Source organism: Pseudomonas sp. BN505, assembly GCF_029873175.1.
Taxonomy (GTDB): Bacteria; Pseudomonadota; Gammaproteobacteria; order Pseudomonadales; family Pseudomonadaceae; genus Aquipseudomonas; species Aquipseudomonas putida.
This window is the reverse complement of record NZ_SSOI01000045.1, coordinates 414,324-434,457: the sequence shown is the minus strand read 5'-3', so window position 1 is coordinate 434,457 and position 20,134 is coordinate 414,324. Positions and strand designations below refer to the sequence as shown.

Annotated in this window: 20 protein-coding genes; 12 read left to right on the top strand and 8 right to left on the bottom strand. The window is 63.9% G+C overall.

The features are described 5' to 3' along the window. Nucleotides 1-40 precede the first annotated feature (40 nt). Nucleotides 41-505 (top strand): CopD family protein, encoded by a 465-nt coding sequence (locus E8E78_RS15180; protein ID WP_059395481.1) that lies wholly within the window; start codon nucleotides 41-43, stop codon nucleotides 503-505. A gap of 198 nt (nucleotides 506-703) precedes the next feature. Here the strand turns inward: E8E78_RS15180 and E8E78_RS15175 are convergent, their stop codons facing one another. From E8E78_RS15175 to E8E78_RS15160, 4 genes are all read right to left on the bottom strand, one after another. Further along, entirely contained in the window at nucleotides 704-1,462 is a 759-nt protein-coding gene (locus E8E78_RS15175) for a hypothetical protein (RefSeq protein ID WP_016498245.1), read from the bottom strand. Further along, nucleotides 1,455-1,730: a DUF1145 domain-containing protein gene (locus E8E78_RS15170; RefSeq protein WP_043197545.1), complete on the bottom strand. Its 276-nt coding sequence runs from the start codon at nucleotides 1,728-1,730 to the stop codon at nucleotides 1,455-1,457. Before E8E78_RS15170 ends, E8E78_RS15175 begins: the two co-directional genes overlap by 8 nt. Before the next feature lie 98 nt (nucleotides 1,731-1,828). Then, a complete protein-coding gene (locus E8E78_RS15165; RefSeq protein ID WP_016498243.1) occupies nucleotides 1,829-2,548 on the bottom strand; it encodes an OmpA family protein in 720 nt (239 codons plus the stop codon). A gap of 88 nt (nucleotides 2,549-2,636) precedes the next feature. Continuing rightward, the gene (locus tag E8E78_RS15160) at nucleotides 2,637-3,329 is read right to left on the bottom strand and encodes an OmpA family protein (RefSeq protein WP_280312937.1); all 693 of its coding nucleotides are present in this window, start codon (nucleotides 3,327-3,329) and stop codon (nucleotides 2,637-2,639) included. A gap of 159 nt (nucleotides 3,330-3,488) precedes the next feature. Here E8E78_RS15160 and E8E78_RS15155 point away from each other — a divergent pair, with 159 nt between their 5' ends. The 4 genes from E8E78_RS15155 to E8E78_RS15140 are packed head-to-tail and all read left to right on the top strand — an operon-like array spanning nucleotide 3,489 to nucleotide 5,161. Continuing rightward, on the top strand, nucleotides 3,489-3,983 hold the full coding sequence (locus E8E78_RS15155) for a DUF6231 family protein (protein WP_012273855.1): 495 nt from the start codon (nucleotides 3,489-3,491) through the stop codon (nucleotides 3,981-3,983). A 2-nt stretch (nucleotides 3,984-3,985) separates the two neighbouring features. Then, nucleotides 3,986-4,462 (top strand): YchJ family protein, encoded by a 477-nt coding sequence (locus E8E78_RS15150; protein WP_016498240.1) that lies wholly within the window; start codon nucleotides 3,986-3,988, stop codon nucleotides 4,460-4,462. Between the two features lie 2 nt (nucleotides 4,463-4,464). Continuing rightward, nucleotides 4,465-4,950 carry an LEA type 2 family protein gene (locus E8E78_RS15145; RefSeq protein ID WP_059395479.1) on the top strand — a complete coding sequence of 162 codons (486 nt, stop codon included), beginning with the start codon at nucleotides 4,465-4,467 and terminating at the stop codon, nucleotides 4,948-4,950. A gap of 7 nt (nucleotides 4,951-4,957) precedes the next feature. Then, a complete protein-coding gene (locus E8E78_RS15140) occupies nucleotides 4,958-5,161 on the top strand; it encodes an SEC-C metal-binding domain-containing protein (protein WP_019471879.1) in 204 nt (67 codons plus the stop codon). 24 nt (nucleotides 5,162-5,185) lie between these two features. Here E8E78_RS15140 and E8E78_RS15135 read toward each other — a convergent pair whose 3' ends face one another. Genes E8E78_RS15135 through E8E78_RS15120 form a run of 4 tightly spaced genes read right to left on the bottom strand, consistent with a single transcriptional unit; the run spans nucleotide 5,186 to nucleotide 8,788 of the window. After that, on the bottom strand, nucleotides 5,186-6,088 hold the full coding sequence (locus E8E78_RS15135; RefSeq protein ID WP_016498237.1) for a pyridoxal-phosphate dependent enzyme: 903 nt from the start codon (nucleotides 6,086-6,088) through the stop codon (nucleotides 5,186-5,188). Continuing rightward, nucleotides 6,085-7,293, bottom strand: a complete 1,209-nt coding sequence (locus E8E78_RS15130) for an MFS transporter (protein WP_016498236.1) — start codon at nucleotides 7,291-7,293, stop codon at nucleotides 6,085-6,087. The genes E8E78_RS15135 and E8E78_RS15130 overlap by 4 nt, the downstream gene beginning before the upstream one ends. Continuing rightward, nucleotides 7,290-8,078, bottom strand: a complete 789-nt coding sequence (locus E8E78_RS15125; RefSeq protein WP_016498235.1) for an alanyl-tRNA editing protein — start codon at nucleotides 8,076-8,078, stop codon at nucleotides 7,290-7,292. The genes E8E78_RS15130 and E8E78_RS15125 overlap by 4 nt, the downstream gene beginning before the upstream one ends. Beyond that, complete coding sequence (locus E8E78_RS15120) at nucleotides 8,075-8,788, bottom strand: serine O-acetyltransferase (protein WP_049273309.1); 714 nt, start codon at nucleotides 8,786-8,788, stop codon at nucleotides 8,075-8,077. The genes E8E78_RS15125 and E8E78_RS15120 overlap by 4 nt, the downstream gene beginning before the upstream one ends. 172 nt (nucleotides 8,789-8,960) lie before the next feature. Between E8E78_RS15120 and E8E78_RS15115 the strand changes: the two genes are divergently transcribed. From E8E78_RS15115 to pdeM, 7 genes are all read left to right on the top strand, one after another. Then, nucleotides 8,961-10,301 (top strand): PLP-dependent aminotransferase family protein, encoded by a 1,341-nt coding sequence (locus E8E78_RS15115; protein WP_280312942.1) that lies wholly within the window; start codon nucleotides 8,961-8,963, stop codon nucleotides 10,299-10,301. A gap of 103 nt (nucleotides 10,302-10,404) precedes the next feature. After that, a complete protein-coding gene (locus E8E78_RS15110; protein WP_280312944.1) occupies nucleotides 10,405-12,846 on the top strand; it encodes a penicillin acylase family protein in 2,442 nt (813 codons plus the stop codon). Nucleotides 12,847-12,953: 107 nt separating this feature from the next. Next, nucleotides 12,954-13,970 (top strand): ligase-associated DNA damage response exonuclease, encoded by a 1,017-nt coding sequence (locus E8E78_RS15105; RefSeq protein ID WP_049273312.1) that lies wholly within the window; start codon nucleotides 12,954-12,956, stop codon nucleotides 13,968-13,970. Next, nucleotides 13,967-15,625, top strand: coding sequence for an ATP-dependent DNA ligase (locus E8E78_RS15100; protein WP_059395475.1), 1,659 nt, complete (start codon nucleotides 13,967-13,969; stop codon nucleotides 15,623-15,625). The genes E8E78_RS15105 and E8E78_RS15100 overlap by 4 nt, the downstream gene beginning before the upstream one ends. 220 nt (nucleotides 15,626-15,845) lie before the next feature. Further along, complete coding sequence (locus E8E78_RS15095) at nucleotides 15,846-16,961, top strand: succinylglutamate desuccinylase/aspartoacylase family protein (protein ID WP_016498229.1); 1,116 nt, start codon at nucleotides 15,846-15,848, stop codon at nucleotides 16,959-16,961. A gap of 66 nt (nucleotides 16,962-17,027) precedes the next feature. Then, nucleotides 17,028-19,481, top strand: a complete 2,454-nt coding sequence (locus E8E78_RS15090) for a ligase-associated DNA damage response DEXH box helicase (protein WP_049275774.1) — start codon at nucleotides 17,028-17,030, stop codon at nucleotides 19,479-19,481. Continuing rightward, nucleotides 19,478-20,128, top strand: a complete 651-nt coding sequence (pdeM, locus tag E8E78_RS15085; RefSeq protein WP_049275775.1) for a ligase-associated DNA damage response endonuclease PdeM — start codon at nucleotides 19,478-19,480, stop codon at nucleotides 20,126-20,128. Before E8E78_RS15090 ends, pdeM begins: the two co-directional genes overlap by 4 nt. Nucleotides 20,129-20,134: the final 6 nt, after the last annotated feature.

Sequence of the window (20,134 nt, the reverse complement as noted above, 5' to 3'; positions counted from 1 at the left end):
CATACCCCGCTATTGCCCTTTATGCCGCATGGAGATCCGGATGCTCGCCTTTGCCCTGCCCTACACACTGCATGTTCTGGCTGCCCTGGTATGGGTTGGCGGCATGTTCTTCGCCTGGCTGGTGCTGCGCCCGGCAACGGTTGCAGCCCTTGAAGGGCCTGCGCGGCTGCGGCTGTGGGTGGAAGTTTTCCGACGCTTCTTCGGCTGGGTCTGGCTGGCGGTGGCGATCTTGGCGATAAGTGGTATCGGCATGTTGCACATGCGTTTCAGTGGCTTCGAGACTGCGCCGAAGTACGTGCAGGTAATGATCGGTGGCGGCATCGCCATGTTTGCCTTGTTCATGCGCATCCAGGCGTTGCTGCTGCCGGAGCTGAAGACGGCGGTGCAGGCAGAGGACTGGGCGACGGGTGCGGCGGTGCTGGGGCGGATTCGGCGGATGGTGGGGATCAACCTGCTGCTGGGCCTGGCAGTGGTCGCTGTGGCCAGTTCGCGCCTGATGATCTGACAGCTCTCGGAGGCTGGCAGGGCAATGGCCTTGCTTATTATCTGAAAACTTGCGCGATACCTGTGGGAGCGGCCTTGTGTCGCGATTGGGCTGCGAAACAGCCCCCCCGATTTGCGTATCAGTACTGAAACCCTGGGGCCGCTTCGCGGCCCAATCGCGACACAAGGCCGCTCCCACAAAGGATGCCGCCCACAGTGTTCAGAGGTGCTGCAGAATCAGCTCACCTGCCGCGCCTGCCAGGCCGGGCTGCCCAGGCTGCCCTGGCCGGCCATTGGCGCCAGCATCGGTGCTGTACACCAGGCAACCCTTGCTAGCCCCCCCTTTACCCGCCTTGCCCGCCGCCCCGGGCTTGCCTGGGGCGCCACCATCCAGGCGCACGACAACGCGCTCTTGCGCGAAGCCCTGCGGCACGCTCAGGCGAATGCGCCCTCCCGGCGCGCCATCATGCCCGTCGCCGCCGTTATCGCCATTGGCACCACGACTGGCCTGGCCCCAGGTGCAGCCACCCGCCTGGCCGTTGCCACCATCAAGCCCCACATAACCCGGAGCGCCCGCGCCACCGCGGGCATCGATTGCCACCCGTTCGGCATCCACTTCAGCCAGTTTCAGGTCCAGGCTGCGGCCGGGACGAGCTGCCCGCTGATAACTACCCGCCGCCCCGGGGGCACTGAATTCACTGCCCTCACCCAACTTCGCGCTACGCGCCTCGATCACCAGGGGGCTATCGGAGGGTGCTATGGCGATGCGCGCATCACGCCCCAGTTCCAGCTGGTCGACCGTCAATTGCGCAAGCGAGGCAGGCAGCAGCAGGGTTGCCGCATCCGCGACACGCAGGTGCGTGAAGTGCACGCTGGCCGACTTGTCGGGCAGGCGCAGCATGGAATTGGCGGCAACCTCCAGGCTTTCAGCCTGGGCCAGGGGAGCGGCCAACATGGCCAGCAATATCAGATTACGCATTTCGGGGCGCCTCCTGCGCACGGGGAATCGACATGACATGGAAGATACCTGTCAGCAGGATCTGCAAACGGTCGAACCAGCGGTGGCTGCGCCCACGCAGGCTGCCATTGAAGAACAGCACCTCGAGCAGGTGCAAGCCGAACAGGACGATGCCAGCGGCATTGATCAACAGATTGAAAGGCACAGGTTGTGGCATCAACTGATTGAACAACACCACCCCCCAGAAAGCGACCGTCAGGACCTTGCCCAGGCCCAGGATAAACTTCATACCCCGCCCCTATTGAATGTTGTTATGTCGAGGCGGCCCGTTCGAGCGGGCCGTGCGACCCACATTAACTGCAATGTCAAGTCAGGCGCCAGCACCGCTCAGTTGAGGTGCAGCTCCACCCGTCGGTTGCGCGCGCGGCCCTCCTCGCTTTCGTTATCGGTGACCGGCTGGCTTTCTCCGCGGCCCTGGCTGGTGACCTTGCCCGGCTCCAGGCCCTGACCGATCAGGTACTCGGCAACGCTGCTGGCACGGCGCTCGGAAAGCGCCTGGTTGTAGCTATCGGAACCCACATTGTCGGTGTGCCCGATCACACTCACCCTGGCTATCGTCGGCGAGTCGAGTTTTGCCACCAGGCCTTGCAGGCGTTGCTGCGCCGCCGGGGTCAGGTCGGCGGAATCGAAGGCAAACATCACCGCACCATTGTCATCGAGGATGATCACCTCTGGCGACGGCTCAGGTGCAGTGGCAGGCGCCGCTGACGGGTACTCCTTCAGCGGGCAACCCATGTGGTCGACTGCAGTGTTGGCGGGGGTATCGGGGCAATGATCGCGGCGGTCGAAAATACCGTCGCCATCTTCGTCACCATCCTGGGCGTAACAGATCAGCCCACCGGCGATGGCGCCCAGGGCACCGCCACCTGCGGCCCAGGTAGAACTTTCAATAGCGCCCAGGCCGCCACCGACCAGGCCGCCCAGCAGGCTGCAGATGGGCCAGGTCCTTTGGTTAAGCGGCGCACTACCATCGCTGTGGGTTGCACAACCCGCGAGCAGGCTGGCAGCCACCAACAGCGGCAATGCCGCCTTCGACGTCACACTCATGCTGAATGCTCCTGTGTCATCGGCCACGAGCGACTGACCGGCATGAAGACGCGCCCGCGCCACTGCTCAAGGCACGGGCGCATACCGTCTACCGCTGGATCTTGATTTCGGTACGGCGGTTCATGGCACGCCCGTCGGCCGTGGCATTGTCCGCCACCGGCTGGGTTTCACCGGCACCTACCACCGAAACGAAGCTGCTGCGCGGTACGCCGCTCTCGATCAGGTAATCGGTTACCGAGTGGGCGCGGCGCTCGGACAGTTTCTGGTTGTAGCTGTCGGAGCCAACACTGTCGGTATGGCCGCTGACGCTCAGGCGAGCGGATGGCGCTTCCTGCTTCAGACGCGTGGAAATGGTATTGAGGCGCTTTTTGTCACTGGCGGTCAGGCGCGCGGAATCAAACTCGAAGTGCACATCGCGGATGACGATGACTTCTTCCTTCTGCACCACCACTTCTTCCACCACCGCTACCGGCTCAGGCGGGCAGCCGTTGGCATCGACCTGCACACCACGCGGGGTGCCCGGGCACTTGTCACGGCTATCCGGCACGCCGTCGCCATCCTCGTCGCCATCGCCATGGGCCCAGCAATAGCCCGCCGCCAGGCCGCCGCCCAGCAACGCACCCCAGCCAGCCCAGCTGGAACTTTCAATAGCGCCCAAAGCGGCGCCGCCTACACCCCCGACGGCGGCACATTTCGGCCAGTCGGTTTTTTGCAAACCTGCACAACCAGTCAACACACTGGTGAGCAGTACCAGGGGTAACGCTGTGCGTACTATGCTCATTTCATTGCTTCTCCTAGGGGGAATCGGCATAAGGCCGATCTCTGGGAGTAAAGACCGCGCTTTCCAACCCTGCCAGCAATAAGCCACGACGTGGTCACATGCCTCTTTGCCCACACGCCGCGGCCCGCTAGTCTTGGACGACTTGAACGAGGATTGGCAATGACCGACGGTTTTTCCCAACGCACGCCGCAGCAAGCCCTGGCGGCCCTGCTCGAACGCTTCACCCCGCAACGCCTGCTACTGGTCGGCACGCGCTTCCCGGCGCTGGACGCCTTCGCCCAGGCGCACCCCCAGGTGACGATCGCCACGGCTGCCCCGGGCCCGCTGCCGGCCGAACTGGCGGCCCAACGCTTTGATCTGGCGGTGCTGGTGGACTGCCTGGAACACCTGCCCAAGCGCACCGGCCTGGAACTGCTCGGCGGCATTCGCAACCTCAATGCCAGCCGGGTAGCGGTGCTGGCCGACCTGGCCGCCTGCGGCTGGCAAGACACCGACTTCTTTGCCCTGGCGCTGTCGGCCAGCGAGAAATTCTGCCGTGACCAGCAGGTATTGAGCCTGTTCACCTATGATCTACATGACTACAAGCAGGTCCCGGACTGGCTCAACGCCAGGTTCTGGGCCAACCCTGAAAACTTCGGCAAGTACTGGTGGTGATGATGAGTGTCTCGGTCTGCCCTTGCGGCAGTGGCAACCTGCTCGACGCTTGCTGCGGGCATTACCATGCAGGCACCCCGGCACCGGATGCCCAGGCGCTGATGCGCTCACGCTACAGCGCTTACGTGCTGGGCCTGGTCGACTACCTGGTGGCCACCACCCTGCCGGCCCAGCAAGCCGAACTGGACCAGGCCGCCATGGCGGCCTGGAGCGCCCAGAGCACCTGGCTGGGCCTGGAGGTGGAAGACGCCGAAGTACTGGGCGGCCAGCCGGAGCACGGGTTTGTCACCTTCACCGCGCGCTGGCACGACCAGGATGGCGATCACCAGCACCGTGAACGTTCGGCGTTCGTCCAGCATGCCGGGCGCTGGTATTTCATCGACCCTACGGTTGGGCTGAAGGCCGGGCGCAACGACCCCTGCCCTTGCGCCAGCGGGCAGAAATTCAAGAAATGCTGCGCCAGTTACGTGGGTAGCTGAGCATGATGGCCCGCGCCCGCCTGCTGCTGCCCTGCACACTGATCGCATGCCTGGCCTTGCTGGCGGGCTGTGCCAGTTGGGGGGGTGACGACTGGCGCGAACCCGAAGTGCACCTGGTCGAGGTCGAAACGGTCAAGGCCAGGTTGCTGGAGCAGGAGTTCGTGCTGCACCTACGGGTCGACAACCCCAATGACAGCCGCCTGTTCGTCCGCAACCTGTCGTATGCAATACGCCTCAACGACCTGCTGCTGGTGCAGGACCAAGCCAGTGTCTGGCGCAGCGTGGGCGGGCACGCCCGGCGCACCTTCAAGATCACCGCGCGCACCAACCTGTGGCAGCACCTCAAGCCACTGGCCAAGCTGCTCAAAAGCAGGCAGCCGCTGCATTACACCTTGCAGGGCGAACTGGCGACCGGGTTGGTCATCCATCGGGACCTGCACTTATCGCGCAGTGGTGAGATAATCCCCGGCGATCACATCCCGGAGTAACCCTGCAATGTCTCAACAACCCCACGTTCATGGCCCTGACTGCAACCACGACCATGATCATGACCACCACCACGATCATGGCCATGTACACGGCCCGCACTGCAACCACGGCCACCAGGAGCCGGTACGCAACGCCCTGAAGGACGTTGGCCGTAACGACCCTTGCCCGTGCGGTAGCGAGAAAAAGTTCAAGAAGTGCCACGGCGCCTGATCGGCTGGCTCGATTAAAAACCTGCTACGCGGCCTTTCGCCGGGTCGCCCCCAGCAAGTCCTGGTACCAGAGCCCCGCGTCATAGGCGATGGTGACCAGGGTGGTCGCGGCATACCGCGGGTGCTGTGCCATGCGCTGGGCAACAGCGAGGCAGGCTGCGGCGGTATTCCCCACGAAAATGCCACTTTGCATGTAGAACCAGCGCTGTGCGGCCAGCATTTCGGCGTGCTGCACCTGAGCCCGTTCGTCCACCAGCGACCAGTCCATGAAGGGTGGGCAAACACCCACCGCCATGCCTTCAAAGCGATGGTCCGTGAACACGCCCGCCCTTGAATCACAACCGCTGGGGTCGACCAACACCGTCGAAACGTCAAAACCGTGGTCCTTCAGCCCCAGGGTAATGCCTGTGAAACTTGCGCCAGTGCCGGCGCAGCCGACAAACAGGATTTCCCGCCCGGCCCCGATGTTGGTCAATTGCACGGCAAGCTCACTGGCCGTCTGGTAACGATGGGCTTCAATGCCCACCGGGTTGTTGAATTGATCGGTGTAGAAATAGGACTTGCCCAGTGCGGCCTGGTTCTCCAGGTGATGCATCACGACATCCTTGGGTGTGGCGCCGGCCACCAGCATCTCTTTGCCGATCAGCCTGGCACCAAAACACTCCAGCAAATCCCGTTTGGTCTGGCTGAAGCCAAGCCCTACCGCCAGTTCCACGGCAACCTGATACTTGTGGCAGGCCGCCAGCAAGCCGAAACCGAAACTGCCGCCGGTTTTTTCAATGACCGTGGTCACACCCGGGATGATGTCGCCGTTGCGCAGGGCATGCTCGACAATGTGCCGGGCTGCCCGGTATTTGTGGCTGCCGCCTGGGTTGTTCATTTCCAGTTTGGTGTAGATGCGTTCGCTGACGCTGATGAGCTCGCTCATTTGCGGCTACCTTCCATTGAAGTGTGCAGACAGGCCTTGTTCTGCAGCAGGCCGGCAGTGGCGAACAGCAAACCGATGCAAAGGGCCATGCAAATGGCATTGGTGCCATCCCAGCCAACCGTACTCAGCAACAGCGAAGGGCTGAACGCACCGACGGTTGCCAGAATGGCAATGGCGAGGTCGTTCTTGCCCTGCATCTGCATCGCTGCCGGGCTGTTTTGCAGCGACTGGGCCAGCAATGCGCCGCCGCCCACATACGTGAGGTTCCAGCCCAGCCCGAGGGCAATCAGCGCCAGGGTCATCATGGCGTAGCTGTGCGACCAGATATTCAGCGCCGAGCAACCGATCAACAGTGCCAGCCCGGCACAGATGGTGGTCTTGATGCCCAGCTTCTGGATGATTGCGCCGGTAAAGAATGACGGTGCAAACATGGCAACCACATGCCACTGGATGGCCAGGCGGACATCAGAGAAGTCCTCATGCATGTGTTTCATGTGCATCGATGCCTGAATCATGAGCAGGTTCATGATCCCGTAGCTCAGCGCCGCAACCGCCATGGCAACTTTCACCGATGGGCTGAACGGTTCGCGGGGAGTGGCCGATTTTTCCGCGTGCTGACTGGCTTTGGCGATACCGGCATCGTCGGGCAGGCAAACGGCAATCAACAGCGACATCAACGCAAGGCCAACGAACGAGGCATAACACAGCGAAAATAGCGGGTACCCACCCACGTCCCGCAGCCACTCGGTCAGAGTCGGCCCCACCACGGCTGCAATCACGCCCCCCGCCACCACCAGTGAAAGGGCCTTGGGCTTGAGGCTCTGGGCCAGGTTGTCAGTGGCCGCGAAGCGGTTGAAGTTGGCGAAGGCGATATAAACGCCCAACGCTGAATGGCTCAGTACCAGCAGCTGGAAGTGCTGGTATTCCACGGCCAGATAACCGCTGACACCAGAAGCCGCCAAGGGGATCGACCCCAGCATGAAGGCTTTCTTGCGACCGATACGGCTCATCAACCTGGAGACTGGGTACGTTGCCAGCATCAGGCAGAGAAACTGGAACCCGTAGGGCACGGTGGACCACGCAGCAGCCGGCGCCAATGCGGCCCCGACGATGGCGGCCATGGTCACGGACATGACAGCGGTCGTCAGGTTGATCGACTGTGCGGTGAAGTACAGGTAGGTACGCCGCGGGAGTGTGCTGTTCATAGCGCAGGCTCGTGATAGGTGGAAACATCGATTTCGGCATCCGGGAACACGCAGATCAGCCGCTCTTTGCCTTTGCCCAGGCGTTTGCGGCGCACGGACACGCGCCCGATCCGCCGAGGCGACTCAAGGTGTGTGCCACCACACGGGATTTCGATGCCGTTGTAGGTCCACAGGCGCGCGTCTTCCAGGCCCTGCACCGCGTAGTGTTCGATGGGCGCATCGCAGGCGATCAGCTCATTTGCGCGCCGTTCTATCTCCACCACGTCTTCGGCAGTGAATGCGTCTTCGACCAGAAAGTCGAAACGCGCCGAGTCTTCCTTGATATGGCAGCCGATGGTCCACTGTTTCAGTTCTTCACGCAGGCTGATGGCGGCGGCATACAGGAAGTGACTGGCACTGTGAGACAGCGTCAACCGTTCGCGTCGGTCAATATCTATAGTGACGCGGGCCGGCATGCCAACGGTGACTTCATCCAGCAGGTGCAAGTCATCAGGGTGCAGGCTGTGAATAATGATGCCGCCCAGTTTTCCGCCTTTGAAACCTTCCAGGCGAATAGGGCTACCGTAGAGTTTTTTAACCCAGACAAAGCGCACAGTGCCTATCGGTAGTTCAATCGTGCCGACGTCAGCTTCCTGGCCGCCACCTTCGGGATAGGCCACGGTACTCTGCAATTCGATACCGTCACTGTGTACCCGCGTTACTTGAGTATTCGCACCCGCCAGGTATTGGTCCTTGTAATAAAGTTTCTCGGTATTTCGCAACACTTCATAATTCAGGGAATTCATGGTTCCAATACCACCTGCAGTGATGTTTTTACCTGCACACGGGCAGCGGCAGGGACGTCTTTGGTAATGATGCAGCCCGGCCCGATGAAGGCGCCGTCGCCGACGTGGATAGCACCCAGCACACTGGCGAACGCGCCGATCTGTACCCGGTTGCCCAAGGTCGGGTGCCTGGGGCTCGAAGGGTTGTCACTGATACCGCGTGCGCCCAGGGTGACGCCGCCCAGCACGTAGCAATCGTCACCAATGGTCGATGTTTCACCAATGACGGTGCCCATGCCGTGATCGATGATGAAGCGCGCACCGATACGGCTGCGGAAATGAATCTCCGCCCCCGAGAGCATTTTTCCGCGCCTGGAGATCATGGCGGCCAGGCACTGGCCGCCAGCACCGTAGATAGAAGCCGTATTGCAGTAGACCCAGTGGGCAAGCCGATAATGCAAAACCGCAGAATAAGAGGTGTAAGTTCTTGCAATAAATACCAGGTCGCGGCCAGCCGCTGGATCTTTTTGGGCAAAGGCCTGCAAGTCGGCATGGGCCTGTTCGGAAACACTTTCAATAATCAGTGTTTCTTTCAGCGCTTCGAACTCGTCGATTGAACAGCATTCCAATAACGCCGAGGTCACAAGATTCTTGACTACTTTGAATGACGCCAGTTCGTCAGGCAAAGGGAGCCTGGCAATGACGGCAGATTGCATGTCCATAGTATGCATGGGCTTGATATCCAGTTGTCTGGTCTGCACAGACGCTAAAAGTGCCGCCTTTGCTGGCAGCCGAAAGTTCCGACAAGGGGATAGTGGCAGGTACTGGCCATTTGCAAACGAACAGTCGACAAGCATTTCCGTTAACTGTTAGGCTTTTTTTTCTAACGGTTTCGGACCTGCCATGAACCCCTCCAGCCTTCATCACCTGTTGAAACAGCGCCTGGATGCAGGCGAGTGGTCGCCAGGGCAACGCATGCCCTCCATTCGCAAACTCACGGCCGCCGTCGATTTCAGTTACCACGACGTGGTATCGGCGTATGCCCAGCTGGTCAGCGAAGGTGTGTTGACGGCCTCGCCCGGCCGCGGCTACTTCGTCGCCAACCGCAGCCGGCAGACAAGCGTCATCCACGAGCCCGAGTGCATGGCCGGCGATCCGCTGTTCCGGCTGCTGCAGGGCGGCCAGCACTACACCAAACTGGGCAGCGGCTGGCTGCCGCCGGCGTGGCGCGACACCGAGCTGCTGGCCAAGGCGATTCGCCGCACGGCGCGGCTGGAGCAAAGCTCGCTGGCAGAGTACGGCGACATCCAGGGTTACCTGCCCATGCGCAAACAGCTGTGCGTGCACATGAAACGGCTGACCCGTGTCGAAGCCCGCCCCAACCAGTTGCTGACCACACTGGGCGCCACGCAAGGCCTGGACCTGGTCGCCCGGTTGCTGATCAAGCCAGGCGACCACGTGTTCGTCGACGAGCCGGGCAACGGCAACCTGATCAAGCTGATCCAGCTGGCGGGTGGGCACGTCGTCGGTATCCGGCGGACCCAGGACGGGCCGGATGTGGGGGAAATGCGGCGCTACCTGGCCATCCACAAGGTCAGAGCGTTCTTCTGCAACAGCACCTTCCACAACCCGACCGGCAGCAACATCAGCCCGCACAACGCCTTCAGCGTGCTACGCCTGGCGGTGGAGCACGAGTTCTACGTGGTTGAGGATGATGTGTATGGCGACTTCAGCCCTGCCGTGCGCCAGACCTTCGCCGAGCTGGACAACCTTGACCGGGTCATCTACATCGGCAGTTTTTCCAAATGCCTGTCCGCCTCGTTGCGCGTGGGCTTCATCGCCTGCTCGCAAGACCTGATAGAACCGCTGACCCGCCTGAAACTGCTGACCTGCGTGGCCGTGCCTGCGTTTTGCGAGCGCTTCGTCAACACCATATTGTCGGACGGCACCTATGCCCGGCACATGAAGGATGTACAGCAGCGCCTGATCCGGCAGCAAGTCCAGACCCAACGATTGTTGCTCGAGCGCGGCTGGCAGTTCGAGATCGCGCCGCAAGGGGGCATGTTCCTCTGGGTCTACCACCCGGACCTGCCCGACCTGCAACCTCTGGTGCGCAAACTGGAGCAGCACAAGATTCTGCTGATGCCCGGCTCTGCATTCGCGGTCACCCGTGACTACCGACGCTATGCGCGTATCAATTGCACGCATTTTTCCGACACGCTGGCAGACCACTTCAACGTTTGAGCCCGCGCAGGCAAATAAACCGACACAGGACCTTGCACGGCGCCTGCGCGCTTACTACCTTAGCGCCTTTCGAAACCCGCCTCGCCTTGCAGGAGCCCTTGTCATGGCCGCCCCCGCCTTTCCTCCCTATCGCCTGCGGTTTGCAACCGCCGCCACGCTGCTCGGCATGCTCGGGCTGGCCGGCTGCCAGACGGGCGGCCACCAGGACAGCGTGCCACCGACCAGTGGCGTGCAGCCGCTCAAAGGCCTGGCGCAGAACGTCTCGATCCGCCGCAACGCCATGGGCGCGCCATTGATCGAAAGCAGCAGCTTCCATGATGCGCTGTTCAGCCTGGGCTACGTGCACGCGGGCGACCGTATCGAACAGATGGTCGCCATGCGCCTGCTCGCCCAGGGCCGCCTGGCCGAACTGGCCGGCAGCGACGCGCTGGACATCGACCGCCTGATGCGCGCTGCCAACCTCAAGCAGAGCGCCGCCCAGCAATACGCCGACGCATCGCCACGGCTCAAGCGCTTCTTCGAAGTGTATGCGCGCGGGGTCAACGCCTACCTGTTCCGCTACCGCGACAAGCTGCCGGCCGACCTTGCCAACAGCGGCTATCGCCCCGAGTACTGGAAGCCCGAAGACTCGGCGCTGATCTTCTGCCTGTACGCGTTCAGCCAGTCGGTGAACCTGCAGGAAGAACTGAGCGCCCTGACCCTGGCGCAGAAAGCCGGCAGTGACAAGCTGGCCTGGTTGCTGCCCGGTGCACCGGATGAGCCGTTGGCCGAAACGGAAGTGGACAAGCTCAAGGGCCTGAATCTGGCCAGCCAGTTGCCGGGCCTGCCAGCGCTGGCGGCCGCCAGCCAGAAACTGGCCGACCTTGACCTGCTCGGCAGCCCGGGCTCGGCCAACCTGGCGCTGGGCCCGCAGCGCAGCCGCAGTGGCAAGAGCCTGCTGGCCAGCGACAGCCGCGCCGCCTGGGCCCTGAGCCCGGTACAAATCCACACGGGCAAGTACCAGGTTGCAGGCCTGTCGTTGCCCGGCCTGCCGATCGTGCTGGCTGGCTACAACGGCAAGCTGGCCTGGAGCAGCAGCGCCGTGATGGCCGACAATCAGGACCTGTACCTGGAGCAACTGCGTCGCCAGGGCAGCCAGCTGACCTACCTCGCCGATGGCAAATGGCTGCCGGCCCGCGCCCGTAGCGAAACCTTCTTCGTCCGCGGCCAGCGCCCGCTGCGCGAGGTGATGTACGACACCCGCCACGGGACCCTGCTGGCCCAACCTGATAACGCCAGCCTGGGCCTGGCGCTGAACCTGCCACAGTTCAAGGGCGACCGCAGCCTGGATGCACTGTTTGACCTGACCCGTGCCAAGAACGTCGAGCGCGCCTTCGACAGCACCCGTGAAGTGACCGCGGCCGCCCTCAACTTCGTCTTCGCCGAGCCCCACCATATCGGCTGGCAGGTCAGCGGCCGTTACCCCAACCGCCGCGAAGGCCAGGGCCTGCTGCCCTCGCCGGGCTGGGACGGGCGCTATGACTGGGACGGCTATGCCGACCCAATGCTGCACCCCTACGACCAGGACCCACCCGCCGGCTGGATCGGCCACGCCAACCAGCGCAGCCTGCCACGTGGCTATGGGATGCAGTTGTCCAGCACCTGGTACTACCCGGAACGCGCTGAACGCCTGGCCCAGCTGGCCGGCAATGGTCGCCACGACAGCCGCAGCCTGATGGCCCTGCAGAACGACCAGGTGACCCTGCTGGCCGCCAAGCTCAAGCAGATGTTCGATGCCCCTGGCATGGCCCAGCCACTGAAACAGGCAATCGATGCCCTGCCCGCCGCACAGCGCGACAAGGCCAAAGACGCGCTGGCCCGGCTGAAAGCTTTCGACGGCCGTCTGAGCCCGGTGTCGGCTGATGCAGCGCTGTACGAGCTGTTCCTCCAGGAAGTTGCACGGCAAACGTTCCTCGACGAGCTTGGCCCGGAGTCCGGCCCGGCGTGGCAGGCGTTCGTCAGCAATGCCCGGTTGTCGTTCTCGGCGCAGGCCGATCACCTGCTGGGCCGCGACGAAAGCCCGTTCTGGGATGACCGTAGCACCCCGCAGAAAGAAGACAAACCCACCATTCTCGCCCGCAGCCTGGCTGGCGCGGTGGATGCCGGCACCGCGCAACTGGGTGCCGACCGCCGCGCCTGGCAGTGGGGCAAGCTGCACCAGTACCGCTGGCCGGCACCGGCTTATCATGGCCTGGGCGATGCCACCAGCCGTTCGCCGCTGGCCGCTGGCGGCGACTTCACGACCCAGGCCCTCACGCCGTACGCCTGGGGCAGCGACTTCGACACCCGTCTGCCGGCCTCGGCGCGGATGATCGTCGACTTCGGCCAGGCCGAGCCTTTGCAGGTGCTGACCAGCAGCGGGCAGTCCGGCAACCCTGCCAGCGCGCACTACAGCGACGGGCTGGATGCCTGGTTCAAAGGGCGCTTCATGAGCCTGCCGCTACAGCCGCAGAACTTCGCCAGGGCATATGGCAACCCGCGGCTTACGTTGGTGCCCGGCAAATAAACGGCATTGCCTGCTTTGGGGCTGCTTGGCAGCCCCAACCATTTCCTGTCGAACTTCCTTTCACCCGCATGGCTCCTAACTGGTAACTCCAAACCGGCGCCCATGCCATGGACCTCGTCATCGCCCGCCCTGAAGGCCTGTACTGCCCGCCCGGTGATTTCTACATAGACCCTTGGCGGCCCGTGGACCGCGCCGTGATCACGCATGGCCACGGTGACCATGCACGCACCGGCAATGGCCATTATCTGACCGCCAGCCCCGGCGCCGGCATCCTGCGCAGCCGGCTGGGCCAGGGTATCAATTTGCAGACCCTGCCCTACGGCGAGCGCCTGATACACCATGGTGTGACCCTGAGCCTGCACCCGGCCGGGCATGTGCTGGGCTCGGCGCAGGTGCGCCTGGAGCATCAGGGCCAAGTCTGGGTCGCCTCTGGGGATTACAAGGTAGAGCCAGATGGCACCTGCACCCCCTTCGAACCGGTGCCGTGCCACACCTTCATCACCGAATCGACCTTCGGCCTGCCGATCTACCGCTGGCCAAGCCAGCGTGAGATCTTCGCCGGCATCAATGCCTGGTGGCGGGCCAACAGCGAACAGGGCAAGGCCAGCGTGCTGTTCTGCTATGCCTTCGGCAAGGCCCAGCGCATTCTGCATGGGCTGGACCCCAGCATCGGCCCGATCCTCGTGCATGGCGCCGTCGAGCCGCTCAACCGGGTGTACCGGGACGCCGGCATACACCTGCCGCAGACCCACTATGCCGGCGATATCCCGCGCAACGACCCTTTGCTGCGCCAGGCGCTGGTCCTGGCACCACCCTCGGCCGGTGGCAGCAGCTGGATGCGCCGCTTCGGCGAGTACAGCGACGCCTTCGCCAGCGGCTGGATGCTGTTGCGCGGCGCCCGCCGACGGCGCGGCGTGGACCGGGGCTTCGTGCTCTCGGACCATGCCGACTGGCCCGGCCTGCTGTGGGCAATCGGCCAGACCGGCGCCGAACGGGTGATGGTTACCCACGGCTCGGTCAATGTGCTGGTGCGCTACCTCAACGAACAAGGCCTTGATGCCCGCGCCTTCGCCACCGAGTACGGCGACGAGGACGACGTCGCCACTACCGAACCTGCACCATGAAAGCTTTCGCCACGTTGTACCTGCGCCTGGACGCGACCACGTCCAGCAATGCCAAGCTTGAGGCCCTGCGCGACTATTTCGCCAGTGCCCCCGCCGAGGATGCGGCCTGGGCCGTGTACTTTCTGGCCGGCGGGCGCCCGCGCCAGCTGGTGCCCACGCGCGTGTTGCGCGAACAGGCAACGGCACAGGCCGCGTTGCCGGACTGGCTCTTTGAAGAAAGCTACCAGGCAGTAGGTGACCTGGCCGAAACCATTTCGCTGTTGGTGCCCGTACACGCCGATGGCAGCAATGAAGGCCTTGCCACCTGGGTGGAGCAGTATTTGCTGCCGCTGCGGGGGCTATCGCCTGAGCAGGTTCAGCAGCGCCTGCAGCCACTGTGGGCGCAGCTGGACCGCCCCAGCCTGATGCTGTGCCTGAAGCTGATCACGGGCAGTTTTCGCGTAGGCGTGTCCAAGCTGCTGGTCACCCGCGCCCTGGCACAACTGGCCGGGCTTGACGCCAAACGCGTCGCCCAGCGGATGGTCGGCTATACCGATATCAGCCACCGCCCCACGGCGGCCAGCTACCAGAGGCTGGTTGCCGCCGAGTCGGCCGATGAACACAGCCAGCGCGGCGGCCAGCCCTACCCGTTCTACCTGGCGCACCCGCTGCAAGCGCCAACGGAACAGTTCGACACACTGCTTGGGCCGCCAAGTGCCTGGCAGATCGAGTGGAAATGGGACGGCATTCGCGCCCAGGTGGTCAAGCGCGAGGGCCAACTGTGGGTCTGGTCGCGTGGCGAAGAGCTGGTTACCGAACGCTTCCCCGAGCTGCACAGCCTGGCGCAGACGTTACCCGATGGCGTGGTGCTGGACGGTGAAATCCTGGTATGGAAGCCAGGCGATACCCCCGCTGAACTGGCGGTCCAGCCTTTTGCCCTGTTACAGCAGCGCATCGGGCGCAAGACGCTGGGCAAAAAATTGCTGAGCGATGCCCCGGTGGTCCTGCAAGCCTACGACCTGCTGGAGTGGCAAGGCGAGGACTGGCGCAACCGGCCGCAGCACGAGCGCCGCCGGCAGCTGGAACGGTTGGTGGAAGACCACCCACTGGCCCCGGTGCTGCTTTCGCCCCTGCTTGATGGCCCGGACTGGGCTGACCTCGCCCGCCAGCGCGAGCAATCGCGCAGCCTGGGTGTCGAGGGCCTGATGCTCAAGCAACGTGAAGCCTTGTACGGCGTTGGGCGTACCAAGGACATGGGTATTTGGTGGAAGTGGAAGATCGACCCGTTCAGCGTCGATGCCGTGCTGATATATGCCCAGCGCGGCCACGGCCGGCGGGCCAGCCTGTACAGCGACTACACCTTCGCCGTGTGGGACGCACCGGCCGGCACCCCGGGGCGCGCACTGGTGCCCTTTGCCAAGGCCTACTCCGGGCTCAGTGACGAAGAAATGCGCAAGGTCGACGCCATTATCCGCAAGACCACGGTGGAAACCTTCGGCCCGGTGCGCAGTGTGACGCCGACGCTGGTGTTCGAACTGGGCTTCGAAGGCATCGCATTATCGAAACGCCATAAAAGCGGCATCGCCGTGCGCTTTCCGCGCATGCTGCGCTGGCGGCTGGACAAACCGGTGGAAGAGGCAGATGACCTGGCGACCTTGCAGGCATTGCTGGCCTGAGGCGATTCCGGCCCCCGGCTTCTTCGCGGGCGTGCCCGCTCCCACAGGTTACCGCGCCAGACCCGGATCCTGCAAAGTACCTGTGGGAGCGGGCGTGCCCGCGAAGAAGCCTGCGCGGTGACCGGAGCGAAAGCGATGGAGGCGCAAGGCCAAAAACTATGCTTCTATCTTTGTGCCGACCCGTGTCGCAGACCGTATTCGCCACGCATCCAGGACCACCATGCATCATTCAACACACGACCTGCTCTCACCCGTTCCGGGCATCACCCGCCAACTGCACAGCTTTCACTTCGGCCCCCGCGGTGGTGGCAAGGTCTATATACAGGCCTCGCTGCACGCCGACGAGCTACCGGGCATGCTGGTGGCCTGGCACCTCAAACGCCGCCTGGCGGAACTTGAACAACAAGGCCGCCTGCAACGTGAAATCATCCTGGTACCGGTGGCCAACCCGGTCGGCCTGGAGCAAGTGCTGCTGGATGCGCCACTGGGGCGCTTCGAACTGCAAAGCGGCGAGAACTTCAACCGCAATTTCGTCGACCTGTCGGACAGCATCGGCGACCAGATCGAAGAACACCTGACCCAGGACCCGGCCCACAACATCGCACTTATCCGCGAATACCTGCGCCGCGGGCTGGACGCACACCCGGCCCGCACACCGCTGCAGGCCCAGCGCCTGATCCTGCAGCGGCTGGCCTGCGACGCCGACATGGTGCTGGACCTGCACTGCGATTTCGAGGCGGTCGAGCACCTGTACACCACACCAGACGCCTGGCCGCAGATTGAGCCGCTGGCCCGCTACCTGGGGGCCCAGGCCAGCCTGCTGGCAACCGACTCGGGCGGGCAGTCGTTCGACGAATGCTTCAGCCTGGTCTGGTGGCAGTTGCAGCAACGCTTCGGCAAGCGCTTCCCGATTCCGCTGGGCTGCTGCTCGGTGACCGTCGAGTTGCGCGGCCAGGCGGATGTCTGCCATGACCTGGCCAGCAAGGATTGCCAGGCGATAATCAACTTCCTGACCCACGCGGGTGTAATCGAAGGCGCCAGCCCCTCCTTGCCGGCCTTGCTCCACCCCGCCACGCCGCTGGCCGCTGTGGAGCCGGTGTCGACGCCACTCGGCGGCTTGCTGGTGTATCACGCCAAACCCGGGCAGCACCTGGAAGCCGGCCAGTTGATCGCAGAAATCATCGACCCGCTCAGCGACCGGGTGACCGCAGTGCGTAACAGCCAGCCGGGCCTGCTGTACGCTCGCAGCGTGCGGCGTATGGCAACGGCTGGCATGGTCATCGCCCATGTGGCCGGCGAACAGGTGTGCCGCAGCGGCTATCTGCTGGGCAACTGATTCGGTAAAACCATTGCCCCTGGCGGATGGTCTGTAGAAGCACACCCTTCGACGGACCACTGCCTCATGCCCGCCGCCACCGACCTTGCCAATGCCTGGTTCGCCAAACGAGGGTGGAAGCCGTTCGCTTTCCAGCGACGCGTGTGGGCAGCTGTCGAGCGTGGTGAGTCTGGCCTGCTGCACGCCAGCACCGGCGCCGGCAAGACCTACGCCGTGTGGCTCGCCGCGCTTCGCGCTTTCAAGCCCAAGCCCCAGGGCAGCCAACCTGTGCCCTTGCAGGTGGTGTGGGTCACGCCCATGCGGGCCTTGGCCGCCGACACTGCGCGCGCCTTGCAGGCACCGCTCGATGAACTTGAACTGCCCTGGCGCGTAGGCGTGCGCAGCGGCGACACCGGCAGCGCCGAACGCGCCCGGCAAGCACGGCGCCTGCCCAGCGTGCTGGTCACCACCCCCGAAAGCCTGACCTTGCTGCTGACCCGGGCACAGGCGCGCGAAGATTTCGCCACGCTGCGCCTGGTGGTGGTGGATGAATGGCACGAACTGCTGGGCAACAAGCGCGGTGTACAGCTGCAACTGGCGCTGGCCCACCTGCGTCAGTGGCACCCCGCGCTGCCCACCTGGGGCCTCTCTGCCACGCTTGGCAACCTGCAACACGCGCTGGAGGTGCTGCTGCCGCAAGGCGGCCTGCTGGTGCAGGGCCGCCAGGACAAGGCGCTGCAGGTCGATACCCTGCTGCCGGCGGCAATCGAGCGCTTCCCGTGGGCCGGCCACATGGGCCTGAAGATGCTCGACCAGGTCAGCCAGGAGATCGATGCCAGTGCCAGCTGCCTGGTGTTCACCAACACCCGTGCCCAGGCCGAACTCTGGTACCAGGCCCTGCTTGATGCCCGCCCCGACTGGGCCGGGCTGATTGCCTTGCACCATGCCTCGCTGGCCCGGGAAACCCGGGACTGGGTCGAGCGCAGCCTCAAGCAGGGCAGCCTGAAGGCAGTGGTCTGTACGTCCAGCCTGGATCTGGGGGTGGACTTCCTGCCAGTGGAGCGGGTGCTGCAAATCGGCTCGGCCAAGGGCATTGCCCGCCTGATGCAGCGGGCTGGCCGCTCCGGCCATGCACCGGGGCGGCGTTCGCGGATAACCCTGGTGCCCACTCACAGCCTGGAACTGGTGGAAGCCGCAGCGGCGCGCCAGGCACTTGCGGCCGGGCACATCGAAGCGCGCGTCTCGCCACGGCTGTGCATGGACGTGCTGGTGCAGCATTTGGTCAGCATGGCCCTGGGCAGTGGCTTTGACGCCGAACAGCTACTGGCCGAAGTGCGCAGCACCTGGGCGTTCGCCGCATTGCGCGACAGCCAGTGGCAATGGGCCCTGGACTTCGTCTGCCACGGCGGCGGCTCACTCAGCGCCTACCCGGACTACCAGCGCGTCGAACGCCAGGCCGATGGCATTTACCGGGTCGCCAGCGAGCGCCTGGCGCGGCGCCATCGCTTGAGCATCGGCACCATCGTCAGCGATGCCAACCTGCAACTTAAATATTGGTCCAAGGGCGGCGGGGGCAAGACATTGGGCAGCGTTGAAGAGGCATTCATTTCCCGCCTGAGGCCCGGCGATACGCTGGTATTTGCCGGGCGCGTGCTGGAACTGGTGCGCGTGGAAAACATGACGGCCTATGTGCGTCGCAGCACTGCGCGCAAGGCTGCGGTGGCGCGCTGGAATGGCGGGCGCATGCCGCTGTCAAGCGAACTGGCCGACGCGTTGGTCGAACAGCTCGATGCCGCAGCCCATGAACGCTTCGACGGCCCTGAGATGCGTGCGGTGCGCCCGCTGCTGGCGCTACAGGCCCAATGGTCAGCGTTGCCCACCACCGGCACACTGCTGGCCGAGACGTTCAAATCCCGCCAGGGCTGGCACTTGTTCCTGTACCCGTTTGCCGGGCGCATGGCCAACCTGGGCCTGGCCAACCTGATCGCCTGGCGGGTCAGCCACGTGCAGCCGCTGTCGGTGTCCATTGCTGTCAACGATTACGGGTTCGAACTGCTCAGCCCCGGTAACGTGGACTGGGCGGCGCACTTACCTCAGGCGCTTGCAACCGGGCAACTGCTGGAAGATGTGCTGGCCAGCCTGAATGCAGGAGAAATGGCGTTGCGGCGCTTTCGTGAGATCGCCCAGATAGCCGGGCTGGTGTTTGGCGGGTACCCGGCGGCGCAGAAAAGCACCCGACAGATCCAGGCGTCCAGTGGGCTGTTCTACGAGGTTTTCCGCAAGCATGACGCCGGGAATCTGCTGCTGGGTCAGGCGCGGGATGAGGTGCTGAGCGAGGAGCTGGAAATCGAACGGCTGCATCGGCATTTGCTGAAAATGAACGGCCTGCAACTGGATTTGCGTAGGTTGAAACGGCCAGGGCCGTTGGCGTTTGCCTTGCTGGTGGAAGGCATGCGCGAGACCCTGAGCACCGAAAAACTGGCGGACCGCATTGCGCGGATGGTCGCTGAACTTGAACGCGCGGCAGGCGGGCCAGAATGACCCATCAACCCATCGAGCATTGCGGTCAGACGCTTTGGCTGCTTGCCGACAAGGCCATCTACTGGCCTGCTCGCCGGGCCTTGCTGGTTGCCGACCTGCACATCGGCAAGGCCGCCAGCTATCGCGCCCTGCATCAACCAGTACCGCGCGGCACCACCGCAGCCACCCTCGCCCGGCTAGACGCCCTGCTGGCAGCGCACGACTGCGAGCAACTCATCGTCCTGGGCGACTTTCTCCATGCGCGCACCGCCCGCGCCCCCGCAACGCTGGCCAGGCTTCAGGTGTGGCGGGAGCGGCATGAGCACCTGCATATCGTGCTGATACGCGGCAACCACGATCGCAACGCTGGCGATCCACCCGCTTCGCTGCGCATTGAAGTAAAGGACGAACCCTGGATACTGGAGCCGTTTGCGCTACAGCACGAGCCCCGGCCCCACACGATGCACCCGGTGCTGGCAGGCCATGTACACCCGGCATTCGTCCTGCGCGGGAAGGCCCGCCAGCGCGTGCGATTGCCATGTTTCCTGATCCATGAAGGCGTCAGCCTGCTACCGGCATTCGGAGAATTCACAGGCGGCTGGACAATCGCACCCGGCGCAACCGGCCGGATATACCTGGCCGGCGCAGGGCGGGTCTGGGCGCTGTAACGGTGC